The following is a 21487-nucleotide window of genomic DNA, read 5'->3' as shown; positions in this document are numbered from 1 at the left end:
AGAGCTGGCAATCGGTTTACTTGCGGTTGCTGTACATGAAGTTTTCCAGCGTGGCTTCCGCCAGGTTGAACCAGCCGTGCTCCAGGGTGCGGAATTTCTTCCAGTCGGTATAGATCTTCTTGAAGATCGGATTCTTGGCGGCCTCTTCTTCGTACATCTCGAAGGCGGCCTTCTGCGCGGCCTTGAGGATGTCCAGCGGGTACTTGTGCAGCTTGACGCCTTTTTGCAGCAGGCTGACCAGTGCTTGCGGGTTCTTGGCGTCGTACTCGGCCTGCATCATGATGTTGGCCTCGGCCGCCGCCGCCTCGAAAGCCGCCTGGTACTCCTTCGGCAGTTTGGCCCATTCCTTCATGTTGACGAAGAAGGTGATCTGCGGACCCGGTTCCCAGAAGCCCGGGTAGTAGTAGTGCTTGGCCACCTTGTAGAAGCCGAGCTTTTCGTCGTCATAGGGGCCGACCCATTCGGTGGCATCGATGGTGCCTTTTTCCAGCGCCGGGTAGATGTCGCCGCCGGCGATGGTCTGCGGTACCGCACCGAGACGGGACATGACCTCGCCGCCCAGGCCGGGAATGCGCATTTTCAGGCCCTTGAGGTCGGCCAGCGATTTGACTTCGTTGCGGAACCAGCCGCCCATCTGGGTGCCAGTGTTGCCGCCCGGGAAGTTGATGATGTTGTACTGGGCGTACAGTTCGCGCAGCAGCTTCAGGCCGTTGCCGTAGTACATCCACGCCGCCTGTTGGCGCGAGGTCAGGCCGAACGGCACCGAGGTATCGAAACCGAACGCCTTGTTCTTGCCCACGTAGTAGTAGCCGCAGCTGTGCCCGCATTCCACCGTGCCGTTCTGCACGGCATCGAGTACCTGGGTACCCGGCACGATTTCACCCCCGGCGAACACCCGGATCTGGAACTTGCCGCCGGTGAGCTGGCTGACGCGGTTGGCCAAGGTGTCGGCACCACCGTAGATGGTGTCCAGGCTCTTCGGGAAGCTGGAGGCCAGGCGCCAGCGGATGGTCGGGGCCTCGGCGGCGATGGCGGGGGCCGACACGGCGGCAGCGGCGAGGCCGGTGGCGCCGGCTTTCTTCAGAAATGAGCGTCGTTCCACGTTATATCTCCTTTGTTGTGTACTGCTGTCGTCAGCGGGGCAGTCGGGCCGCCCCTCCTGAAGGAATATCAAGGCCTCACTTATCTTCACCAGTGAGCTGCTTGAGCAAATCGGCGCTTTGATCCGGCTGTCCGGATTCGCCGGCCGGCGCCGAGCTTTCTTCCGTAGCGGACGGGATCTCGATGCCTTCCGGCATGGCGGGGGTTTCCCCCATCTGCTGCAGCGTGGCCTCGGCCTCGCTCGCGCTGGTCAGCGCTTCCGTGCCGACGAACGAGGTCACCAGCGCCGGCATGGCGATGATCAGGCCCACCATGATGAGCTGGATCACCACGTAAGGGATGGCCCCCCAGTAGATGTCGGTGGTCTTGATCTCCTTGGGCGCCACGCTCTTCAGATAGAACAGGGCGAAGCCGAACGGCGGATGCATGAACGAGGTCTGCATGTTGACCCCCAGGATCACGCCGAACCATACCAGGTCGATGCCCAGCTTCTGCGCCACCGGCGCCAAGAGCGGCACCAGGATGAAGGCGATCTCGAAGAAGTCGAGGAAGAACGCCAGGAAGAACACCAACAGGTTGACCACGATCAGGAAGCCGGTCGGACCGCCCGGCAGCGAGGTCAACAGGTGCTCGACCCAGCGGTCGCCGTCGACGCCCAAGAAGGCGATGCGGAACACCCGTGCGCCGATGAGGATGAACACTACGAAGGTGGACAGCTTCAGCGTCGAGTCCATCGCCTGCTTGAGCAGCGACACGTTCAGCCGGCGGTTGATGATGGCCAGGATCAGCGCGCCGACCGCCCCCATCGCGCCGCCTTCGGTCGGCGTGGCAATGCCGAGGAAGATGGTACCCAGCACCAGGAAGATCAGCAGCAGCGGCGGCACCATGACGAACAGCACGCGGCTGGCCAGCGCCAGCCCACGCAGACTGCGTGCTTCCGCCGGCAGCGCAGGAGCCCACTGCGGGCGCACCATGGTGACCGCGAAGATGAACACCGCGTACAGCACACACAGCAGCAGCCCCGGTGCCATCGCGCCGGTATACATGTCGCCCACCGAGGTGCCGAGCTGGTCGGCCAGTACGATCAGCACCAGGCTGGGCGGGATGATCTGCGCCAGCGTGCCGGAGGCCGCGATGACACCGGTGGCAACACGCTTGTCGTAACCGTAACGCAGCATGATCGGCAGCGAGATCAGCCCCATCGAGATCACCGAGGCGGCCACCACGCCGGTGGTGGCGGCGAGCAGGGCGCCGACGAAGATCACCGCGAAGGCCAGGCCGCCGCGGATGCGCCCGAACAACTGGCCGATGGTGTCGAGCATGTCCTCGGCCATGCCGCTGCGTTCCAGAATCAGCCCCATGAAGGTGAAGAACGGGATCGCCAGCAGGGTGTCGTTCTTCATGATGTCGAACACCTGGCGCGGCAGGGCCTGCAGCAGCTCGGGGCGCAGCAGCTCGAAGTGGATGCCGATCCAGCTGAACAGCAGGCCGACCGCGCCCAGCGCGAAGGCCACTGGATAGCCGATCAACAGGAACACGATCAGCGATCCGAACATGACGGGAGCCATCATTTCCAGGTTCATACGTGCTCCTCCTTGTGCGGATCCAGCGTCTTCTCGGTCGGGTCCGGCGCCAGGCCTTGCAGAAAGCCGACGCGCTTGATGATCTCGGATACGCCTTGCAGCAACAGCAGCGTGAAGCCGATCGGGATCAGCACCAGCACCGGCCAGCGGATCAGCCCGCCGGGGTCGGACGACATCTCACCGCTCGTCCAGGCGTCCATGAAAACCGGCCAGCCGTACCAGGCGATGATGGCGGCGACCGGAAACAGGAACAGCACCGTGCAGACGATGTCGAGCACGGCCTGTCCGCGTTTGGACAGCCGGCCGGCCAAGAGGTCGATGCGGATGTGCTCGTTGCGTTGCAGGGTATAGGCCGCCGCCAGCAGGAACATGGCCGAGAACAAATACCACTGGATTTCGAGAAAGGCGTTGGAGCTGACGTTGAACAGTTTCCGGATAACGGCGTTACCGGCGCTGATGAGCACGACGACCAGCACGATCCATGAGGTGGAGCGGCCGATGCGCGCAGTGATCCCGTCTATGAGACGTGACAAGGCGAGCAGCGAGTGCACGAGAGTCTCCTTTGTAGTTTTCCTGATGCTTCCGCGCGGTGGCGGTGCATTTTTTTATGCTGAGCGTTGTTCCGGTCTGTGCCGGATTGGGCTATCTAAGCACATGGGATGGGCTTTGAGAAGAAGTTAGCCATAGGGGTTTACCCTTGGCTGAGTGAAAACCCCATGGTTCGGGCGGTAGGGTGATGCTGTTCCATAGAAGAGCCCCCCGTCGCCGGGGGGCTTTGTCAACGCTGCCGGAAAGCGGGTTTCAATGCATCAGTTCGCGCAGCACAAAGGGCAAGATGCCGCCGTGGCGGTAGTACTCGACCTCGATCGGGGTGTCGATGCGTGACAGCACGATGACGTCGCGCCGGCTGCCATCCGGCCGGGTGATGTGCAGCGTCAGATCCTGCTGCGGCTTGAGCCCCTGCTCGATACCGACGATGTCGAAACTTTCCTCGCCGGTAAGGCCCAGGCTTTCCCAGCTGTCGCCGTTCTTGAACTGCAGCGGCAGCGCGCCCATGCCGACCAGGTTGGAGCGGTGGATGCGCTCGAAACTTTTCGCCACCACGGCCTTGACACCCAAGAGCTGCGTGCCCTTGGCCGCCCAGTCGCGGCTGGAGCCGGTGCCGTACTCCTCCCCGGCGAACACCATGGTCGGGGTGTTGCGGTGGCAGTACTTCATCGCCGCGTCGTAGACGGTGGTCTGATGGCCGTCGAACAAGGTATAGCCGCCTTCGATCCGGCTGCCATCCTCGTTGGGCGGCAGCATCAGGTTCTTGATGCGCACGTTGGCGAAGGTGCCGCGGATCATCACCTCGTGGTTGCCGCGGCGGCTGCCGTAGCTGTTGAAGTCCTTCTTCGCCACGCCTTCGGCCAGCAGGTATTGCCCGGCCGGGGTGCTGTCGCGGAACGAGCCGGCCGGCGAAATGTGGTCGGTGGTCACCGAATCGCCCAGCAGCAGCAAGGCGCGCGCCCCCTTGATGTCGCCGACCTTGCCCGGCTGCATCGAGAAGTCGTCGAAGAACGGCGGACGGGCGATATAGGTGGACTTGGGCCAGCTGTAGACGTCGCCGAGCGGTGCGGGGATGGCATTCCACAAGTCGTGGTCGCGGGTGAAGTCGCCGTAGAGGTGGCGGAACACGTCCGGGTCCATGGCATGGGGCAGCAACTGCGCCACTTCGTCCGTGCTCGGCCAGATGTCCTTGAGGTAGACCGGCTGACCATCCCGGCCGGTGCCCAGCGCTTCGCGCGTCATGTCGATGGTGACACGCCCGGCCAGCGCGAACGCCACCACCAGCGGCGGCGAAGCGAGGAAGTTGGCGCGCAGATTGGGGTGGATGCGCGCCTCGAAGTTGCGGTTGCCGGACAGCACCGCGGCGCAGACCAGGTCGTGCCGGGTGATGGCCTCGTTGAACTCGGGGCGCAGGTCGCCGGCATTGCCGATGCAGGTGGTGCAACCGTAGGCGGCGACGTTGAAGCCGAGCTTGGCCAGCGGTTCGAGCAGGCCGGTCTTGCCCAGGTATTCGGTGACGACGCGCGAGCCCGGCGCCAGGCTGGTCTTGACGCGCGGAGGCACGGTCAGCCCCTTTTCGACCGCCTTCTTCGCCAGCAGGCCGGCCGCCAGCAGCACGCTGGGGTTGGAGGTGTTGGTGCAACTGGTGATGGCGGCGATCAGCACGTCGCCGTGCCCGAGATCCATCGACGGCGGCTCGGGCGTGGCATCCGGCCCGCGTCCTTCGCTCTCGATCATGGGGTGGTTGTCGAGCATCTCGATCTGGTGGCGCACCGCCGGGGCCGCCGCTTCGGAGGCATGGCTGGCGACGCTGGCGCGGGCCTCGGTGGGGTAGCGGCGCGTCAGTTCCTCGGCGGGCTTGTTGAAGCCGTTCTGTGCCACCGGCAACGAGAACAGCTTGGCGAAGTTGTCCTTCATCGCCGCCAGCTCGATGCGGTCCTGCGGGCGTTTCGGCCCGGCCAGCGAGGGGACGATGCTGGAAAGGTCGAGCTTGAGCGTCATGCTGTAGTCGATCTCCCCCGCCCTGGGCACGCCGAACAGCCCCTGGGCGCGGAAGTACTCCTCGAAATGCTCTACCTCGCTGTCGCTGCGGCCGGTCTTCTTCAGGTAGTCGACTGTCTTCTCGTCCACCGGGAAGAAGCCCATCGTGGCGCCGTACTCCGGGGCCATGTTGGCGATGGTGGCTCGGTCGGTCACGGTCAGGCTGGCGGTGCCTTCGCCGAAAAACTCGACGAACTTGCCGACCACCTTCTGGCGCCGCAGCATCTCGGTCACGGTCAGCACCAGGTCGGTGGCGGTGATGCCTTCGGCCAGCTTGCCGGTCAGCTCGACACCCACCACGTCCGGCGTCAGGAAGTACACCGGCTGGCCGAGCATGGCGGCCTCCGCCTCGATGCCGCCCACCCCCCAGCCGACCACGCCGACGCCGTTGATCATCGTGGTGTGGCTGTCGGTGCCGACCAGCGTGTCGGGGAACACCACCCCGTCACGGATCTGCACGCCGCGGAACAAGTGCTCCAGGTTGACCTGATGCACGATGCCGATGCCCGGCGGCACCACCTTGAAGGTATCGAACGCCTGCATGCCCCATTTCATGAACTGGTAGCGTTCGCGGTTGCGCTCGAATTCCAGCTCCATGTTGAGCCGCAGCGCGTCCGGGCCGCCGTAGTGGTCGATCATCACCGAGTGGTCCACCACCAGGTCGACCGGCACCAGCGGCTCGATCAGCTTGGGGTCCTTGCCCATCTCGTCGGCCACGTTGCGCATCGCGGCCAGATCGGCCAGGAGCGGCACGCCGGTGAAATCCTGCAGCACCACGCGCGCGACGACGAACGGAATCTCATCGGTGCGCGCGGTGTTGGGCTGCCAGTTCGCCAACTGGCGCACGTGCTCCTCGGTGACTTTCTTGCCGTCGCAATGGCGCAGCACTGACTCCAGCACGATGCGGATCGACACCGGCAGGCGCGATACCGCGCCGAATCCCGCTTCCTCCAGTGCCGGCAGGGAGTAGTAGAGCAGGGGGTTGCCGGGATGAGTCTCGATGGTCCTGAGCGTGTTGAACGTATTGTGATCCATGGTATCTCCGTGACGGGCCAGGCCGATAAAACGTACCTTTCATTATGGCCAATCAACCGGATTCCGCCGCCCTCAAGCGGCCGGATGCATGCCGTGCCAGGCGGCGCAGGACTCCAGCCAGCTGCAAAAGGTGCTGACGGTCGGGTCGTCCACCGCGGTGCGCGGGGCGACCCAGCAATAGGCGCGCACCGGCACGATCGGGCTCGACAGCGGCGCCGTCAGGTAGCCACGGTCGATCTCGTCCTGCGCCATCGGCATCGGCCCCAGCACCACGCCCAACCCGTCCATCGCCGCCTGCAGCGCCAGCGAGAAACGATCGAAATGCAGCGTGCTGGCGGGTTTCAGGTCCGGCACGCCGGCCAGCGTGAGCCAGCGCTGCCAGGCGGTCGGGCGGGTGTCGGCGTAGAGCAGGGTGTGCCGGGCCAGGTCGGCCGGCGACGACACCGGCGCCTGGGCCAGCAGCGCGGGGCTGCACAAGGGCAGTTCCCACTCCTCCAGGAACGGCTTGGCGATATGGCCCGGCCAGTCGCCGGGGCCGCGCCGGATGGCGATGTCGAACGGCGCGTCGAGGCGGCTGATGTCGCGGTCCGAGGTGACCAGATGCAGTTCGACATCCGGGCAGATCGCGCGGAACTGGGCGAGCCGGGGCAGCAGCCAGTGCCGGGCGAAGGTCGGAGTGGAGTTGACCGTCAGCCGCCGCAGCCGGTCCGGTTGCAGCAGCTGCGAGGTGGCGTTGGCGATCAGGTCCAGTCCGTCCTGCACCTGGATCAGGTAGCGCCAGCCGGTGTCGCTCAGCTTGACCCGGCCGCCGGTACGGTCGAACAGCTTCACACCCAGCCATTCTTCGAGTTGCTTGATCTGCTTGCTCACAGCGCCATGGGTGATGAAGAGTTCGTTGGCCGCCGCCGAGAAGCTTTCCAGCCTTGCTGCCGCTTCGAAAATGCGCAAGGCGTTGAGAGGAGGATAAGTGTTCATGGTGTGATTTTAACTCACAGGCGCTGTGGCGATTACTCGTTTGTAACCCTCGCCCAGACCGCGTAATCTTCCTGCATCAAAAAATAGGGGAGAGAATGCGATCTTCCCTTGGGCGATAGCTGGCAGGAGTCACACCCCATTGCCGGCCGACTCAATCCCAACAACTCCAGCGTAAAGGTTACGAACCATGCTTGAAGCTTACCGCCAACATGTTGCCGAGCGTGCCGCTCTGGGCATCCCGCCGCTGCCGCTTTCCGCCAAGCAGACCGAAGAACTGGTCGAACTCCTGAAGAACCCGCCCAAGGGTGAAGAAGACTTCCTGGTCGAGCTGATTACCCACCGCGTGCCGCCGGGCGTGGACGATGCCGCCAAGGTCAAGGCCTCCTTCCTGGCCGCCGTGGCCGATGGCGACGTGGCCTGTGCGCTGATCTCGCGCGAGAAAGCCACCGAACTCTTGGGCACCATGCTGGGCGGCTACAACATCAAGCCGCTGATCGACCTGCTCGACGACGCTGCCGTGGGCCAGATCGCCGCCAACGGCCTGAAGAAGACCCTGCTGATGTTCGACTCCTTCCACGACGTGAAGGAGAAGATGGACAAGGGCAACGCCTTCGCCCGCGAAGTGGTCGAATCCTGGGCCAACGCCGAGTGGTTCACCAGCCGTCCGGCCGTGGCCGAGAAAATCACCGTGACCGTGTTCAAGGTGCCGGGCGAAACCAACACCGACGACCTGTCCCCGGCTCCGGATGCCTGGTCCCGTCCGGACATCCCGCTGCACTACCTGGCCATGTTGAAGAACACCCGTCCGGACGCGGCCTTCAAGCCGGAAGAAGACGGCAAGCGCGGCCCGGTCCAGTTCCTGGAAGACCTGAAGAAAAAAGGCCACCTGGTCGCCTACGTCGGTGACGTGGTCGGTACCGGCTCGTCCCGCAAGTCCGCCACCAACAGCGTGATCTGGGCCACCGGCGAAGACATCCCGTTCGTGCCGAACAAGCGCTTCGGCGGGGTGTGCCTGGGCGGCAAGATCGCCCCGATCTTCTTCAACACCCAGGAAGACTCCGGCGCACTGCCGATCGAAGTCGACGTCTCCAAGATGGAAATGGGCGACGTGATCGACATCTTCCCGTATGAAGGCAAGATCGAGAAGAACGGCGAGAAGATCGCCGAGTTCGCGCTCAAGTCCGACGTGATCCTGGATGAAGTGCGCGCCGGCGGCCGTATCAACCTGATCATCGGCCGCGGCCTGACCGGCAAGGCACGTGAAGCGCTGGGCCTGCCGGCGTCCACCGAATTCCGCCTGCCGCAAGCGCCGGTCGATTCCGGCAAGGGCTTCTCGCTGGCGCAGAAGATGGTCGGCCGCGCCTGCGGTCTGCCGGAAGGCCAGGGCGTGCGTCCGGGCACCTACTGCGAACCGAAGATGACCACCGTCGGCTCCCAGGACACCACCGGCCCGATGACCCGCGACGAGCTGAAGGACCTGGCTTGCCTGGGCTTCTCCGCCGACCTGGTGATGCAGTCCTTCTGTCACACCGCCGCCTATCCGAAGCCGGTGGACGTGAAAATGCACAAGGAACTGCCGGCCTTCATCTCCACCCGCGGTGGCGTGGCGCTGCGTCCGGGCGACGGCGTGATCCACTCCTGGCTCAACCGTCTGCTGCTGCCGGATACCGTCGGCACCGGCGGCGACAGCCACACCCGCTTCCCGATCGGCATCTCCTTCCCGGCCGGTTCGGGCCTCGTGGCCTTCGCCGCCGCCACCGGCGTGATGCCGCTCGACATGCCGGAATCGGTGCTGGTGCGCTTCAAGGGCGAAATGCAGCCGGGCGTCACCCTGCGTGATCTGGTCAACGCCATTCCGCTCTACGCCATCAAGCAAGGCCTGCTGACCGTGGCCAAGGCCGGCAAGAAGAACATCTTCTCCGGTCGCATCCTGGAAATCGAAGGTCTGCCGAACCTGAAGGTCGAGCAGGCGTTCGAACTGTCCGACGCCTCGGCCGAGCGTTCCGCCGCCGGTTGTACCGTGCACCTGAACAAGGAACCGATCGTCGAGTACATGAAGTCGAACATCACCCTGATGAAGGTGATGATCGCCGACGGCTATCAGGATGCCCGCACGCTGGAGCGCCGCATCAAGGCTATGGAACAGTGGATCGCCAACGGCGAACTGCTGCAGCCGGACGCCGATGCCGAGTACGCCGCCGTGATCGAGATCGACCTTGCCGATATCCATGAGCCGATCGTGGCCTGCCCGAACGACCCGGACGACGTGAAGACCCTGTCCGACGTGGCCGGCGCCAAGATTGACGAAGTGTTCATCGGTTCCTGCATGACCAACATCGGTCACTTCCGTGCCGCCTCCAAGCTGCTGGAAGGCAAGCGCGACATCCCGGTCAAGCTGTGGGTGGCCCCGCCGACCAAGATGGACGCTCAGCAGCTGACCAACGAAGGCCACTACGGCGTGTTCGGCACCGCCGGTGCCCGCACCGAAATGCCGGGCTGCTCGCTGTGCATGGGTAACCAGGCCCAGGTGCGCGAGGGTGCCACCGTGATGTCGACCTCGACCCGTAACTTCCCGAACCGTCTGGGCAAGAACACCAATGTGTATCTCGGCTCGGCGGAACTGGCTGCGATCTGCTCCAAGCTGGGCCGCATCCCGAGCAAGGAAGAGTACATGGCCGATATCGGCGTCATCAACAAACAGGCTGCCGATGTCTACAAGTACATGAACTTCGACCAGATCGACGAGTTCAAGGAAGTGGCCGACACTGTCAATGTCTAAGCGCAGTAAGGGTTTCCGTGTTGTGGTGATTTTCTCTGAGGCGGCTTTCTGCTGATTGATACCCCCAAGGATACCCCCAATGTGAAAAGCTGCCCCGCCTAGTGCGGGGCATTTTCATTGGACGCCCGGCAGGGCGCGTTGAGTGTAAGCGCAACTTGATCGGCTATTGTGGCCGACCGAGTGACTCGGAGGAGAACTGCCGGTCGCCCAACTTCTGTACCTCGGCCTGAGCTGCCGGTGACGTACTGAGTCAGCTAGGACAGCTATGAGCCGCACACCAGACATTGGCTTGAAATACTACTGAATGGCAGCTTTCAACTTTGTGGAATGCGTACTCACTGTGGCCACTGGCCGGCGAATTGGCCGCTCTCCCCGGCAATGTGGCCATTCATCTAAGAAAGGCCGAACAAGCGACCACCGGCTCGGTAGACGTCGTTGTGTTCCTGTTCGGCGTGGTCCGGCGTCAGGCCGGATGGATGAGCACAGGGCGACCGAGCCGCCCTGAGAGGCCGAGTGGTGAATCAGGAAAAAGCGGGCTGGCCAGTTCCACGAGATCGCCGGGCTTCTCCGACTTGAACCGGCAAGGTGCCTCGAAGACAACTCTACCCGAGGGCGAGACGCTCCGGCTGAACTAGCCAGAGCGCCTCCGGCGGATGCCTTGCGCTCGACGAGCTACAGCCGCACGGCAGAAAGCCGTTCGATCTCGGTCCAGACTTTCCGCGAGTAATGAGGATCGAAGAGCGAGTGATACCCGCCCGTGTGCCAGAAGACAACAGGGCCTTCCAATTCGTCCCTTGCAGCGAGATCGATGAGCGCAGCGACAGCCTTGGCGCTGTAGACCGGATCCACGAGTATGCCTTCGGTCGTGGCAAGAAGATCGATCGCCTCCATCACCCCGGGAGCGGGCAGCCCGTAGCCGTCCCCGAGATAGTCCTCGGTGAGATTGATGTCGCTGCGCGTCAGTTCAACCTCCGCGCCGATCAGACGTGCACCGCCCTGCGCAAAGGCGAGGTATTGACCCGGAACATCGTCATAGACCTCCCCGGCGACGACGATGCCTCGGATCGTGCTCGGCGACTCGTGAAGCGCATTGCCAAGCACCAGTCCCGAGTGGGTTCCCCCCGATGAACTGGCGTGCACGATGGTGCCAACCTCACGCCCTTGCGCGGCCATTTGAGCGTGAAGCTCAGCGTATGCGAGGGCAAAGCCTAAGGAACTTCTCTCCGAGGCACAGCCGATGGGAAGCCGATAGACACGCTCCCCCGCATTCTCGAGTTCGGTCACCACCTCCTCGGCATGCTGAGCGAGTTCAGCCCAGCTGGCATTGCCAACGAATCGCAGATGCGCCCCGAACAGTCCGTCCAGAAGCAGATTGCCCACTGGCTCACATGGTTCGTCGTGGCACAGCACAAGCGTGCAGCGAAGACCAGTGGCCGCCGCCGCCGCTGCAACTGCGCGCGCCGCGTTGGAAAGACGCGAACCTTCGGCAACCAGGTGCCTGGCGCCTTGGGCGATGGCGTACGCGAGTTCGACTTCGAGCTTGCGCACCTTGTTACCGGCAAGGCCAACCGTACCGATATCGTCGCGCTTGCACCATACCTCGATGCCGATTTCCGCGCTGAAGCGTTCGAGGTATTGCACGGGCGAGGTAAATCCTCGCAGATTGAGTCTGGGAAGTTGAGCAAGTGTATCGAGAGCCTTCATTTGGGTACCTCATGGTGGCTATGACTTAACAAGAACAGTGTCTGAAGGTTCTCGCCTGACTCGAGCCAAAGCGCCTTCACCCACGGAAATCATTGTGGAGGTGGCGGTCTACATGGATATAATGAAAACCAGACAACGCATACGAGGTTTCCGACAAGATGCCTGGCGCTCAAATTTCGTATCCGTTCGGGACGTCCCTGCCGCATTCGCTGGTTTTCCGGACGATGCGGCTGAACGAGGTGACGACCTACCCGACGGAGCGCCACAACTGGGGAGAATTTGTGTTCTCGTTCAGTGGCGTGATCGAACTGACCGTGGGAAGCCGCCAGTACCTGACGCCACCTCATTACGGTCTGTGGCTGCCTCCGCAGACGGAGCATGGGGCCAGTACGCGGTCAGAGGCTTGCTATTGCGTGTTGGACATTGCGTCAGAGCGTTGCGGCAGGCTGCCCACCGAAGTGTGTACGCTGGCGGTCGGCCCCATCAGCAAGGCGATCCTGGCCGACCTGGTGGCGCGCCAGGTAGACTATCCGCGTAGCAACGACGACGAACGGCTGATGCAGGTGCTGGTCGACCAGATGAGTCTGGCGCCACGCCAGGATACCTATCTGCCGATCTCCGAAGACCGGGCACTGGGCCAGGTGCTAGAGGCACTGCGCCAGCAGCCGGGCGACAATCGCCCGCTGGAGGCGTGGGCAAGTGTGGTGCACAGTACCGAGCGCACGTTGTCGCGGCGCTGTCAGCGCGACCTTGGCATGTCGTTCGTGGAGTGGCGACAGCGGTTGCGGCTGGTGCGGGCGCTTTCGATGCTCGAGGATGGGCTGACCGTGCAGACGGTGGCGCTGGAGTTGGGCTACAGCACGTCGTCCGCTTTCATCGCGATGTTCCACCGGTTGATGGGAGCGACGCCAGACGAGTTCCGCAAACGGATCGTGCAGTTGTAGCCTGATTGGAGCGAAGCACAGTCTGTCTCGAATTCGGCTATTGAATGGCCTGAAGTGAACCAAAATGACTGGTTGTCTTGTGGGTGGCATAAGGCCGCTTATGGCCGTGGCCTGCCTTCGGGGACGCTTACCCGAAAGCAGGCATTCGGCGGCCTACTCGACCTCAATGGCCGCTTTCCGGAGGTATGGCTAAACTGGTGCTACCGGCCAACTGCAGCCGACCGCATGTCTCACAGAGCAGTCATTCGAGCGACTGCTCAGTTCCAGAACCTGACGGGCAAGCTACGCGCACAATTCGGCCAAAGCGGATGTTCGTTCTTTCTATAACGAATGGCTGCTTTCCGATACGTTAGCAGCCACCTAGGCGACTAGCAAATCAGGGGCGATTCAAACCCACCGATCTTTGAAGCGATAAATCGAGACCGCAGTCATTTTCAAAATGCCCAACGTAAAGCTCACCTGCAAGTTTGACTGGAACGGCTGAAAGCTGGGCCTGGCAAACTTGTCAGGTGCAACGATTTTTTAGGTGCATCGTAATTACTTGCTTTCGCTTCCAGGGCCGCTTTCGTCCGTTCCTGTCGGGCCACCAAGCGCACTAAGAATCTCTGGCTTATATTCGGATGCTAGTTTTGCCAGCCCTTGATTAGGAATGTAAACGAGTGCTTTCCCATCTTCTTGAAGTGCTGCGCTATACGTTTCAAACTTTGCTTGGGCTGATTTTGTTAGACCGGAACCCCCAGCTAAAACATGCAGGTCAGTGGTCGGATGTTTTTTTACATCTGAAACAAATTTCTCAACAGTGTCTCCTGCTAACTTTTCTTCAGTCGTTTTTATATCGAACCTAGCCTCAATTTTACGGTCAGGCTGCCCAAACGCTTCTCTAATGACCCCAAGTTCAGTGCCTGTGCCAATTTCACAAAATGAAATCAGTACTTCCGCAGGGCCTTTTGCAGAGTAATCGACACCAAGGTCCGGCTGGTTGGTTACCGTGTGGCGCGTAAAGTCGAGGCCATTCTCTCTGATAGAAGCCCCTGCAATCGTGATTGCGAAGCGCATTTCTCCATCTTTTCCGATATTTTCACTCATCGCTCACCCCAATTTAATAATTGCGGAGGAGATGCTTGAAAAATTATTATTTTTCAGCCTCAAGATATGATATATGTTTGTTATTACGTTGAATTCACAGATCAATGCATCAATAGATTCATTGGATTGAATTTTCTTTATTTCATTAACCACTTTTGAATCTAATAATCTAATAAATTCAGATTCAATCTCCCTTAAAGCACTGTCAATCATATCTTGCTTGATTCGGGTTTGTTCAACAAAATCACTCAAGCTCGAGTCTTCATAAAGGCGAAATTTTTCAAATACCCCTAGTCTTTCGAGGTTGTGTATTACTTCATTTGATATGAAAGCTGATGCGATTACAGAATTTTCTGGCTCGTACACTTCCCCTTCATCGCTGCTAGGATAATCTATTAACGAAAGCTGTTTAGACATTTTAAGTACCTTCTGCTGTGGTAAATTGGCTTACTGCTGACGCCCAACATGAGATATGCACCTATACAGGTATTTGGTTTTTCTGTATGTACAACTGGTTATGGTAATTGCATTTTCATTGTTTCCCAAGCTTTTGGGGTTGCTGATGCCTGAAAGTACACAGTTAAATGGGACTGCCGCGCCACGCTTGTGCCATGTGCTGCGCGAGGCGCTGCGAGTCAGGCACTACAGCCTGCGCACCGAGCAGCAATACGTCAACAATTGGGTACGGCGCTTTTTGCGCTTTCACCATCATCGGTACCCCTGCGACATGGGGCTGCGGAGGTCAGTAGCTTTCTCACCCATCTGGTCGTTGAAGATAAGGTGACTGCGACGTCCCCCCATTCTCAGTAGCAGTGGGCTTTAGAGTCCGGGGTTAATTTACCTGATTTTTCAGCGAGTGATTTGGCATCCTAAGCAGCCGTAGGCAAGTGATACTCACAGGATGACAAACGAGAGTGTGGCTGGCACAATCCCTACGTCATTGCTGCGCCACGTATAGATGCCATAAATTCTCGTAGATATTGCCTGGAGTCTTCTGGTCACCTGTATCAGCAATGCTTCGTACATGGGTATCAGGCGCCCGTGATTGGCTGCGGGTAAGCAAGGGAGGACAAGTGGCAACTCAAACAGACAAGTACGCCGCCGGGGAGCAGGGGCTCGGCTACGTCTACCAGATTCGCTTCGCGCTGGCGCACCTGATGAAGCAGGACGAGAGCCAAGCACTGCTCATAGAGGCCGACGACGACGTTGAACTGCGCGACGTCGACGGCAAAAAGACGCTGATATCGCTGAAGCACAAGAAGGTCGGCGAGACCGTCGCCACGCTGTCGACCGACTTTTGGAAGTCGGTCCGCATCTGGCTCGACCGGTACATCCGCGATGGCAACCTTGCCTGCGATCACTCATATTGCATGGCAACGACGGCGCGCGTCGGTCCCACCACGCTGCTTCGGTATTTCCTCTACGGTGCTGATGCCAAGCCAGCTGACTTCGCAAAGCAGCTCGTCACCGAGCTCAAGGGCTCGAAGACGCAGCTGAGTGCGCAGATTGAAAACAAGTTCAGCTCGTTGACTGCGACCCAGCAGGACGACTTCTTGGCCCGCATCGTGATTGCCGATAGTTCGCTGCGCATCATGGAGCTGGATGCCGCCTTCGCCCCGCTTCTGCGGTCGGTGGCTGCGAAGTTCCGCACTGATGTCCGTGAACGCATGGAAGGGTGGTGGCTCAGGGAAGCTATAGAGCTCATCCAGGGCGAGCGCGAGCCCATTACCGGCGCCGAGGTCTGGGCGAAGTTTGCGCAGGTCAACAGCGAGTATTACGACGAGCGCCTGCCAATAACCTTCGACGACGCCTACCCTGACGAGGGAATTGACGCGATGAAAGACACCCGGCAGTTCGTCGAGCAGCTGCGGGCGATTGCCATGTCCAGCGACAGCTTGGAGATGGCAATCTTGGACTTCTACCGCGCGTTCTCCCAACGCGCACATTGGTCGCGTGTCAACGCCCTTGTCGGCGACGAGATTCGCAAGTTCGAGCTGCGCCTGGTCGAAGAATGGAAGCGCGCCAAAGGCTGGGCCATGGTGAAGGCGCCACAGAACGAGGCCGAGTACCAAGCTGCGGGCCGCCAGCTGTATGACTGGGCAGAGAACCAGTCCAAGGGCCTGCAAATCCGCAAGGACGTCACGGAGGACTTCGTTCGCCGCGGCAGCTTCCACATCCTCGCTGACGAGAAGCCGATGCCGCGCGTGCACTGGCATCCGCAGTTTCTTGAGCGCCTGAAGGCTGCCACGTCGAAGGTGACAGCATGAGGAACTGGTCATCTCGCCCGTTTGAAGAGCGGAACCTCTTCAACCCTGCGTTTTGCGCGGTGGTCTTGGCCGCGGCCATCCGTGAGTACGAGCGTATTGCCAGGAAGCCAATGCCGTACTCCTTGACGCTGCTTGTGCTGCCGATGTGCCTACACCAGGCCTCACGTGAGGAGATTCTGGAGAACAAGCGGCGGTCGGTGCTGCGGGTCTTCGCACTGCGCCCGGACTTGCTGGTCGACTTCGCTGAACGGGCTCGGGCGCTTGTCCAGTACGCCACAGAGGCCTTCGCACTGCTAGCAAGCAAGGGCTGTATCAGAGTGAATGATGGCGGATGCATTAGCCTCATACCTAGGCGCGTGTCACCCCAGCCGCTGAACACCGAAGACGCCGAAAGATGCCGCGCCGCTGCAGTCGTCCTCGGCCGCGATTTCGCCCAGATTAACGACCGCGTGACGGTCTACACCAGTTTGTCCATCCGCCCATGAAGATTGCTTCTATTCATATCTACAGCCACGACGGCCGTAGGCGCGACCTCACCCTGAATCCCGATGGGCTGAACATCATCACCGGCCTAGCCTCAACGGGTAAGTCGTCCCTCTCGGACATCGTCGAGTACTGCATGGGAGAGGATGAGTGCAAAATTGCGGAGGGCTTCATCCGCGAGAAGGTATCCTGGTTCGGGGTCACGTTCCAGTTTCCACACGAGCAGGTGTTCGTCGCCAACACGCTGGTACCAGGCCGCCGTGCTCCTTTGTGAGACGAAGAATCGCCTGCCAAGTCGAAACTCTCGACGAACCACCATGAACTACCGATGAACTCCATCGACTAAGCGCACCGGCAATGGACCATGTCCACCTCCGAGGCATTAACGACCGCGTGAATTAAGCGGTCAGCCGTGTGTGTCCCCCACAAGGGTCAACAGGAGTGAAACCGTAACCACCCCAGGGTGGAACGTGCGTGAACCACAGAAGTGACCTCAGCCATTATTGGCGAGGTCGAGACTTGATGCCGGTCGATAAATGGGGTATCTGCCCCAGCGCAAGCTGGCCCTCAAATTGAGGGGGCCTGGAAAGCCGGACGAATTTTTTTAAGGACGCAGGGCCCTGCTGGCCGCAGCAGGTGATGAATAAAAATATGAAATTAACTGACATGGGTTGGGTGACAAAATGAGCAGCACTCACACATATGATATAAGGCCGGGCGATTGGCAGAAGGAGTTGAATCAACTCATACACGCCAATGCCCATGGCCATGCCAGAAAAGATAAGGTTGTCAGTATGGCAACGATCAAGAAGAGGGCAGATATCCTGTTCCAGTCGTTCCGTCAGCTGAGAGAACTTGGCTACAAGCTACAAAGTGTTCGCAATTTACGACAAAGGCACATAGAGGCTCTCTTTAAACACTGGGAAAATCAGGGTCTTAGTCCATCCACCCTACAAACTCGGCACTCAGTTCTTGGTACGTTTCTTGTTTGGGTCGATAAACCTGGAACAATTCCTCCCTTATGTGACCTTGTGAGCAATCCGGAATCGATTAAGCGGGTTTATCGGGCTGAAACAGACAAAAGTTGGTCAGCGAGCAGTATTGATCCTGAGGAACTGTTGCAGAGAATCGAGAAAGAGGATAAACGAGTCGCGATTCAACTCGAATTGCTTCGCGAATTTGGACTTAGGGTTAAAGAGGCTGCCATGTTCAAGCCCAACGACTCTATCAGTATCGACGGCAAAAGCTTGATGCTGAAACGGGGGACTAAAGGAGGTCGTATCAGGTTTGTCCCCGTGGAGACGGAAAGCCAGCGTGCGGTTTTGAAAAAGGCGAAGGAACTGGCTGGGAATGGTGACAACCACATCGGTATCCGAAACAAAACCTTGAAGCAAAACCTCCGTCACTTCCGTCATGTTCTGGAAAAGCATGGGGTCACCAAGGCGGAATTGGGAGTAACTCCTCATGGTCTACGCCATGAATATGCTAATAACAGGTTCGAAGAACTTAGCGGGGGATACAAAACCCCAGTGCGGGGTGGGGTCAAAGATGAGATACCTGCGGACTTAGAGAAAAGGGTTAGATACAAGGTCTCAGAAGAACTCGGCCACTCTAGAATTTACATCACAACCGCGTATTATGGTTCGCACCGACGCCCGGTATGTAGAACAGCGTGCAAAAGTGACCAGGTTTCCGGGGTGATCAGGACTCGGTCTTGTTGTCGATGTGTTGCCGAAACGATGCCGGTCTGCTCGTTGCGATTTTCTTGCGGTGACGAATCTCGGCAAGCTGTTCCGGTGTGATGTCGACATCGCCGGCGGGGTAGAGGTTCGGGAGCAGCGAGCCGAGGGCATGGATCGGAAATCCAACCCGAACCTTGCCTTTGGGCGAGTCAGACACCAGGAAACCCTCGCCGATGAGGTCGCTCAGTACGGATCGTGCTGTTCTTTCGGCTAGGCCGGTAATCCGGCTGGCTTCACCACGCTCAAACTCGCCCATCACGAACGCATGCAGATACAAGTGGGCGGCTTCTGGCTTCATGTCGGTGTACCGGACCTTACGAAAGTATCCCGATGCGCGAGCCTGGAAGTTTTCCAGGGAGAACATCGACGCCATGTAGTTCGCCTGGTCAATCGCGGTTTGCATGCCGTATCGGAAGAACTCGGCCAGCCCCTTTTCGGTCAGATTGCCTCGCCCATCCAGAGCGCCATGTCGAGCTTCGTCGGCACCGGCCAGGTAAGCCTTGTACTGGTCCGAGGTCTTCGCCAGCCCGCGGGACATCGACCACAAACTGGCGCCACTGACTCCGCACGCCCGGAGCATCGCGTCCAGGGTGCTCCGTGCGACGCGGCCATTCCCATCCAGGAAAGGGTGAATCCAGGCTAGCCGGTGGTGTGCGGCGAACGTCGATACCATGCTGGTGAGCTTTGGTAGACCCCCCTTCTTGGCCCAATCAAGTCGTTGCCCATAGACCTGTTGATACCGGTCCATGAAGCTTCCAAGGGTCTCGGCTTTGGGCGCGAGGTGCCGTCCCACCTGCACCTCCCAAGTGCGGAACTCGCCAGGCGTCATGATGGCGCCGTCGTCGAGCTGCAAGAGCTCTGCGGGGAGGTGCTGGCAAAATGTTCGATGGACGTTGAGTAGAAATGACTTGAGTGTTTCTTTGCCGAGAGACTGCTGTTTGCCCCAGCGATCCGCTTCGATGTGAGCCAGCGCAAGGCTCTGCAAATTCTTCCTGTCCGCCTTCTCCGTGACCTCGTGCAATGCCTGGTCGATGTCGATGGGGAGCGTTATGTGGCCTTCAATGAGGTTGCTGTAGTAGCAGTTCAGGCCCTCGACGAGTTCAGAGAGGCTTTTTGCCGTCGAAGGAATGACCGCCGCGTCGAGGCACGCGGACACCTCTGACAGCTCGTGAGCGAGCCCATGCAGGTCTTTGAAGACGGGGCGGGAGTCGTCGATGACGAGCGGCTCCATCTGAACGGGATCGTCGTAAACATCAACCATTGTGGTGCCTGTTTTTGCCGATCTTTCGTCCGATTATAAGGCAACCAGCTCAGTGGCTTATCTAGGAATGGGCAGATAGTTTTGCCGATCTTACTGTCGGTGTTTGTACCGATCTTCGGCCAAAGTGCTGACCGGCCTTTCTGAGCGCCCGTGCCCCTGCCGTCTTGAGGGCTGACTGCTTACCTGCTGGCCATGTGCGACGACACTGGCCTCGAGGAGACGTCCCGCCGACACGCCCGGGACCACCGAGCACGGCACCTCTCCGTGGCCGGGGACTGCCTGCGATCAACGCCTGGCGTCACCCTGCCGCCCCCCCTTGAAACCCGACTTTTTTATGACATGCTGGTTTCGTGTTGATCGACAGGAAGCCTGCCAGGGACAAGTGGGACAGTATGACCCAGCTGTTGGCGTTGATCACCCTGCTGGCTATCGCCAGCCCGGTCGTCATGCCGTTGCTGTTGAACTACCCGCGCGAGGAGATTTGTGCCTCCTTGCATCGAGCGCGGCCGTGCCACGCTCCAGGTCTGAACACCGGCCCGAGATGGGCCCCATCACACACCTTAATATAAGGAGCAAGACCATGCTGCTGATCGAACACCTCGGGCCGGTGATCGGCCAATTCCAGGACGGTCCGATTTATGGCTGGATCGAGGATCAATTCGGACTGCGCTATCACTATCATCGCACCGCGCCGGGCTACCCCGACTGCGGCTGGCTGGTGATGCGGCAAGACGAATGCCTGCTGAATCCGGGCGTGATTTACCGCGCCGAACCGGTGCTGGCGCCGGCGGCCAGCGGTGAAGCCCACTGAGCCATACGGCTTGCCGACCCACCTGACCCATCACCGTGCCCGGCCGGCACACCGCCCCAAGCCAACGCAGGGCGGGGCTGGCCGGGTTTCGTTCGATCAGATCGGGGCATAGGCGCCACGGTAGACCTTGACCGGCGCCAGTCGGTCACCCTCGTCCAGCCGGTAACAACTCAGCAGCGTCGGCTGGTGCTGGTAGCCGGAACCGATCACCAGGCACAGCCGGGTGGAATCGTGCAGCAGGAAGCGGGCGCGCTGGCCATGCCGGGCCTCCCAAGCCCGCTGCTGGCTCGGCACCGGCACCACTTCCCGACACTCGGCGGAGGCCGCCAGCCGCTGCAACGAGATATAGGCCTGGCTGGCGTTGCAGCCGGGGCGAGTGCCGCGCTCAATGAAACGCTCCAGGGCATGCTGTGTCAGGGCCACAGCCCCGAGTGGGGTTGCCAGCGTCTCCAGCACCGGCTGGGCCGGCAGGATGAGGGACGGCTCCAGTCGTGCCATCTCCGTGGCCCAGGAGGGCTGCTTTGCTACCCCGATCCCGGCATCCCGATAACGCGTCTGCAGGAATTGGGCGTAGTGCGCCAGCATCTGCTTGGCCGAGGACTGGCGCTGCAGCTTGCGAATCGCGCCATGGCTGACCGTCAGCTGCAGCCCGGCCCCGCCCTGGCGCTCACGGCCCGCCACGCCGGCGACCGACAACAGGTAACGCAACGCCACCAGTTCGGCCACCAGCGTGCCGTCACTCGCCGCGCGCGGCCAGGTCACCTCGATCACCCCGCTCAAACCGTCCCGACGACAGGAATAGCCTACCCGGCATTGGGTCGGTTCCTGCAGTACCGCGTGGACATGGAGATAGTTCATGAGCAACCTCGCCAGTGAAGTAGGTCAATCAAGCCTACGGGATGACGCGGCGATTTCAAGTGCTGGAGAGGGCAAGCGGCGGGGAAAGCGAGCTCTGGCCGGCGCCCGGCGGAAGGGTATGACGGGAGCAGCAACAGTGTCGGGCCGCCGGGAGCAGGGCGGGGAGAAGGAGCCCTTATTCCCGGCCAGTGTTGAGCCATTCGCGCCGGATGGCCCGGATCGCCCCAATGAGCGGGGCGAAGTAAAGTCTCGGCCCTTCCCGCACGGCA

Annotated in this window: 18 protein-coding genes; 8 read left to right on the top strand and 10 right to left on the bottom strand. The window is 60.6% G+C overall.

What is annotated here, in order from left to right:
- Nucleotides 1-16 precede the first annotated feature (16 nt).
- The 5 genes from PSEMAI1_RS0111345 to gcvA form a co-directional block, all read right to left on the bottom strand.
- The gene (locus tag PSEMAI1_RS0111345; RefSeq protein ID WP_024302991.1) at nt 17-1102 is read right to left on the bottom strand and encodes a TRAP transporter substrate-binding protein; all 1086 of its coding nucleotides are present in this window, start codon (nt 1100-1102) and stop codon (nt 17-19) included.
- A gap of 76 nt (nt 1103-1178) precedes the next feature.
- Complete coding sequence (locus PSEMAI1_RS0111340) at nt 1179-2684, bottom strand: TRAP transporter large permease subunit (RefSeq protein WP_024302990.1); 1506 nt, start codon at nt 2682-2684, stop codon at nt 1179-1181.
- Nucleotides 2681-3235: a TRAP transporter small permease subunit gene (locus tag PSEMAI1_RS0111335; RefSeq protein ID WP_024302989.1), complete on the bottom strand. Its 555-nt coding sequence runs from the start codon at nt 3233-3235 to the stop codon at nt 2681-2683. The genes PSEMAI1_RS0111340 and PSEMAI1_RS0111335 overlap by 4 nt, the downstream gene beginning before the upstream one ends.
- Before the next feature lie 250 nt (nt 3236-3485).
- Nucleotides 3486-6308 carry an aconitate hydratase gene (locus PSEMAI1_RS0111330; protein WP_024302988.1) on the bottom strand — a complete coding sequence of 941 codons (2823 nt, stop codon included), beginning with the start codon at nt 6306-6308 and terminating at the stop codon, nt 3486-3488.
- Between the two features lie 72 nt (nt 6309-6380).
- Nucleotides 6381-7283 (bottom strand): transcriptional regulator GcvA, encoded by a 903-nt coding sequence (gene gcvA / locus PSEMAI1_RS0111325; RefSeq protein ID WP_024302987.1) that lies wholly within the window; start codon nt 7281-7283, stop codon nt 6381-6383.
- A gap of 187 nt (nt 7284-7470) precedes the next feature.
- Between gcvA and acnB the strand changes: the two genes are divergently transcribed.
- Nucleotides 7471-10062, top strand: coding sequence for a bifunctional aconitate hydratase 2/2-methylisocitrate dehydratase (acnB, locus tag PSEMAI1_RS0111320; protein ID WP_024302986.1), 2592 nt, complete (start codon nt 7471-7473; stop codon nt 10060-10062).
- A 672-nt stretch (nt 10063-10734) separates the two neighbouring features.
- Here acnB and PSEMAI1_RS0111315 read toward each other — a convergent pair.
- On the bottom strand, nt 10735-11766 hold the full coding sequence (locus PSEMAI1_RS0111315) for a 1-aminocyclopropane-1-carboxylate deaminase/D-cysteine desulfhydrase (RefSeq protein ID WP_024302985.1): 1032 nt from the start codon (nt 11764-11766) through the stop codon (nt 10735-10737).
- Between the two features lie 224 nt (nt 11767-11990).
- Here PSEMAI1_RS0111315 and PSEMAI1_RS0111310 point away from each other — a divergent pair, with 224 nt between their 5' ends.
- On the top strand, nt 11991-12710 hold the full coding sequence (locus PSEMAI1_RS0111310) for a helix-turn-helix domain-containing protein (RefSeq protein WP_084612753.1): 720 nt from the start codon (nt 11991-11993) through the stop codon (nt 12708-12710).
- Nucleotides 12711-13247: 537 nt separating this feature from the next.
- On the opposite strand, the gene PSEMAI1_RS21790 is transcribed toward PSEMAI1_RS0111310, so the two are convergent.
- Complete coding sequence (locus tag PSEMAI1_RS21790; protein ID WP_156943127.1) at nt 13248-13796, bottom strand: hypothetical protein; 549 nt, start codon at nt 13794-13796, stop codon at nt 13248-13250.
- Nucleotides 13797-13799: 3 nt separating this feature from the next.
- Nucleotides 13800-14213 carry a hypothetical protein gene (locus PSEMAI1_RS21785; protein ID WP_156943126.1) on the bottom strand — a complete coding sequence of 138 codons (414 nt, stop codon included), beginning with the start codon at nt 14211-14213 and terminating at the stop codon, nt 13800-13802.
- A gap of 55 nt (nt 14214-14268) precedes the next feature.
- Between PSEMAI1_RS21785 and PSEMAI1_RS22510 the strand changes: the two genes are divergently transcribed.
- The 5 genes from PSEMAI1_RS22510 to PSEMAI1_RS22505 all read left to right on the top strand — a co-directional run bounded on the left by PSEMAI1_RS22510 (nt 14269) and on the right by PSEMAI1_RS22505 (nt 18348).
- On the top strand, nt 14269-14580 hold the full coding sequence (locus PSEMAI1_RS22510; RefSeq protein ID WP_024302983.1) for a phage integrase N-terminal SAM-like domain-containing protein: 312 nt from the start codon (nt 14269-14271) through the stop codon (nt 14578-14580).
- A 289-nt stretch (nt 14581-14869) separates the two neighbouring features.
- Nucleotides 14870-16063, top strand: a complete 1194-nt coding sequence (locus PSEMAI1_RS0111300; RefSeq protein WP_024302982.1) for an ABC-three component system protein — start codon at nt 14870-14872, stop codon at nt 16061-16063.
- Nucleotides 16060-16548, top strand: a complete 489-nt coding sequence (locus PSEMAI1_RS0111295; protein ID WP_024302981.1) for a three component ABC system middle component — start codon at nt 16060-16062, stop codon at nt 16546-16548. Before PSEMAI1_RS0111300 ends, PSEMAI1_RS0111295 begins: the two co-directional genes overlap by 4 nt.
- Nucleotides 16545-16820 carry a hypothetical protein gene (locus tag PSEMAI1_RS0111290; protein WP_024302980.1) on the top strand — a complete coding sequence of 92 codons (276 nt, stop codon included), beginning with the start codon at nt 16545-16547 and terminating at the stop codon, nt 16818-16820. Before PSEMAI1_RS0111295 ends, PSEMAI1_RS0111290 begins: the two co-directional genes overlap by 4 nt.
- Nucleotides 16821-17229: 409 nt before the next feature.
- Nucleotides 17230-18348 (top strand): integrase domain-containing protein, encoded by a 1119-nt coding sequence (locus tag PSEMAI1_RS22505; RefSeq protein WP_084612680.1) that lies wholly within the window; start codon nt 17230-17232, stop codon nt 18346-18348.
- On the opposite strand, the gene PSEMAI1_RS0111280 is transcribed toward PSEMAI1_RS22505, so the two are convergent.
- Complete coding sequence (locus PSEMAI1_RS0111280; RefSeq protein WP_024302978.1) at nt 18248-19549, bottom strand: Fic family protein; 1302 nt, start codon at nt 19547-19549, stop codon at nt 18248-18250. The two genes, PSEMAI1_RS22505 and PSEMAI1_RS0111280, sit on opposite strands and share 101 nt — an antisense overlap.
- A 580-nt stretch (nt 19550-20129) precedes the next feature.
- On the opposite strand from PSEMAI1_RS0111280, the gene PSEMAI1_RS0111270 reads away from it, so the two are divergent.
- On the top strand, nt 20130-20360 hold the full coding sequence (locus PSEMAI1_RS0111270) for a hypothetical protein (protein ID WP_024302976.1): 231 nt from the start codon (nt 20130-20132) through the stop codon (nt 20358-20360).
- Between the two features lie 96 nt (nt 20361-20456).
- On the opposite strand, the gene PSEMAI1_RS20900 is transcribed toward PSEMAI1_RS0111270, so the two are convergent.
- The gene (locus PSEMAI1_RS20900) at nt 20457-21218 is read right to left on the bottom strand and encodes a hypothetical protein (RefSeq protein ID WP_156943125.1); all 762 of its coding nucleotides are present in this window, start codon (nt 21216-21218) and stop codon (nt 20457-20459) included.
- Between the last annotated feature and the right edge of the window lie 269 nt (nt 21219-21487).

It is taken from the genome of Pseudogulbenkiania sp. MAI-1 (assembly GCF_000527175.1).
Taxonomy (GTDB): domain Bacteria; phylum Pseudomonadota; class Gammaproteobacteria; order Burkholderiales; family Chromobacteriaceae; genus Pseudogulbenkiania.
Note: the sequence above shows the minus strand (reverse complement) of the source record. Positions and strands in the feature narration are given on the sequence as shown.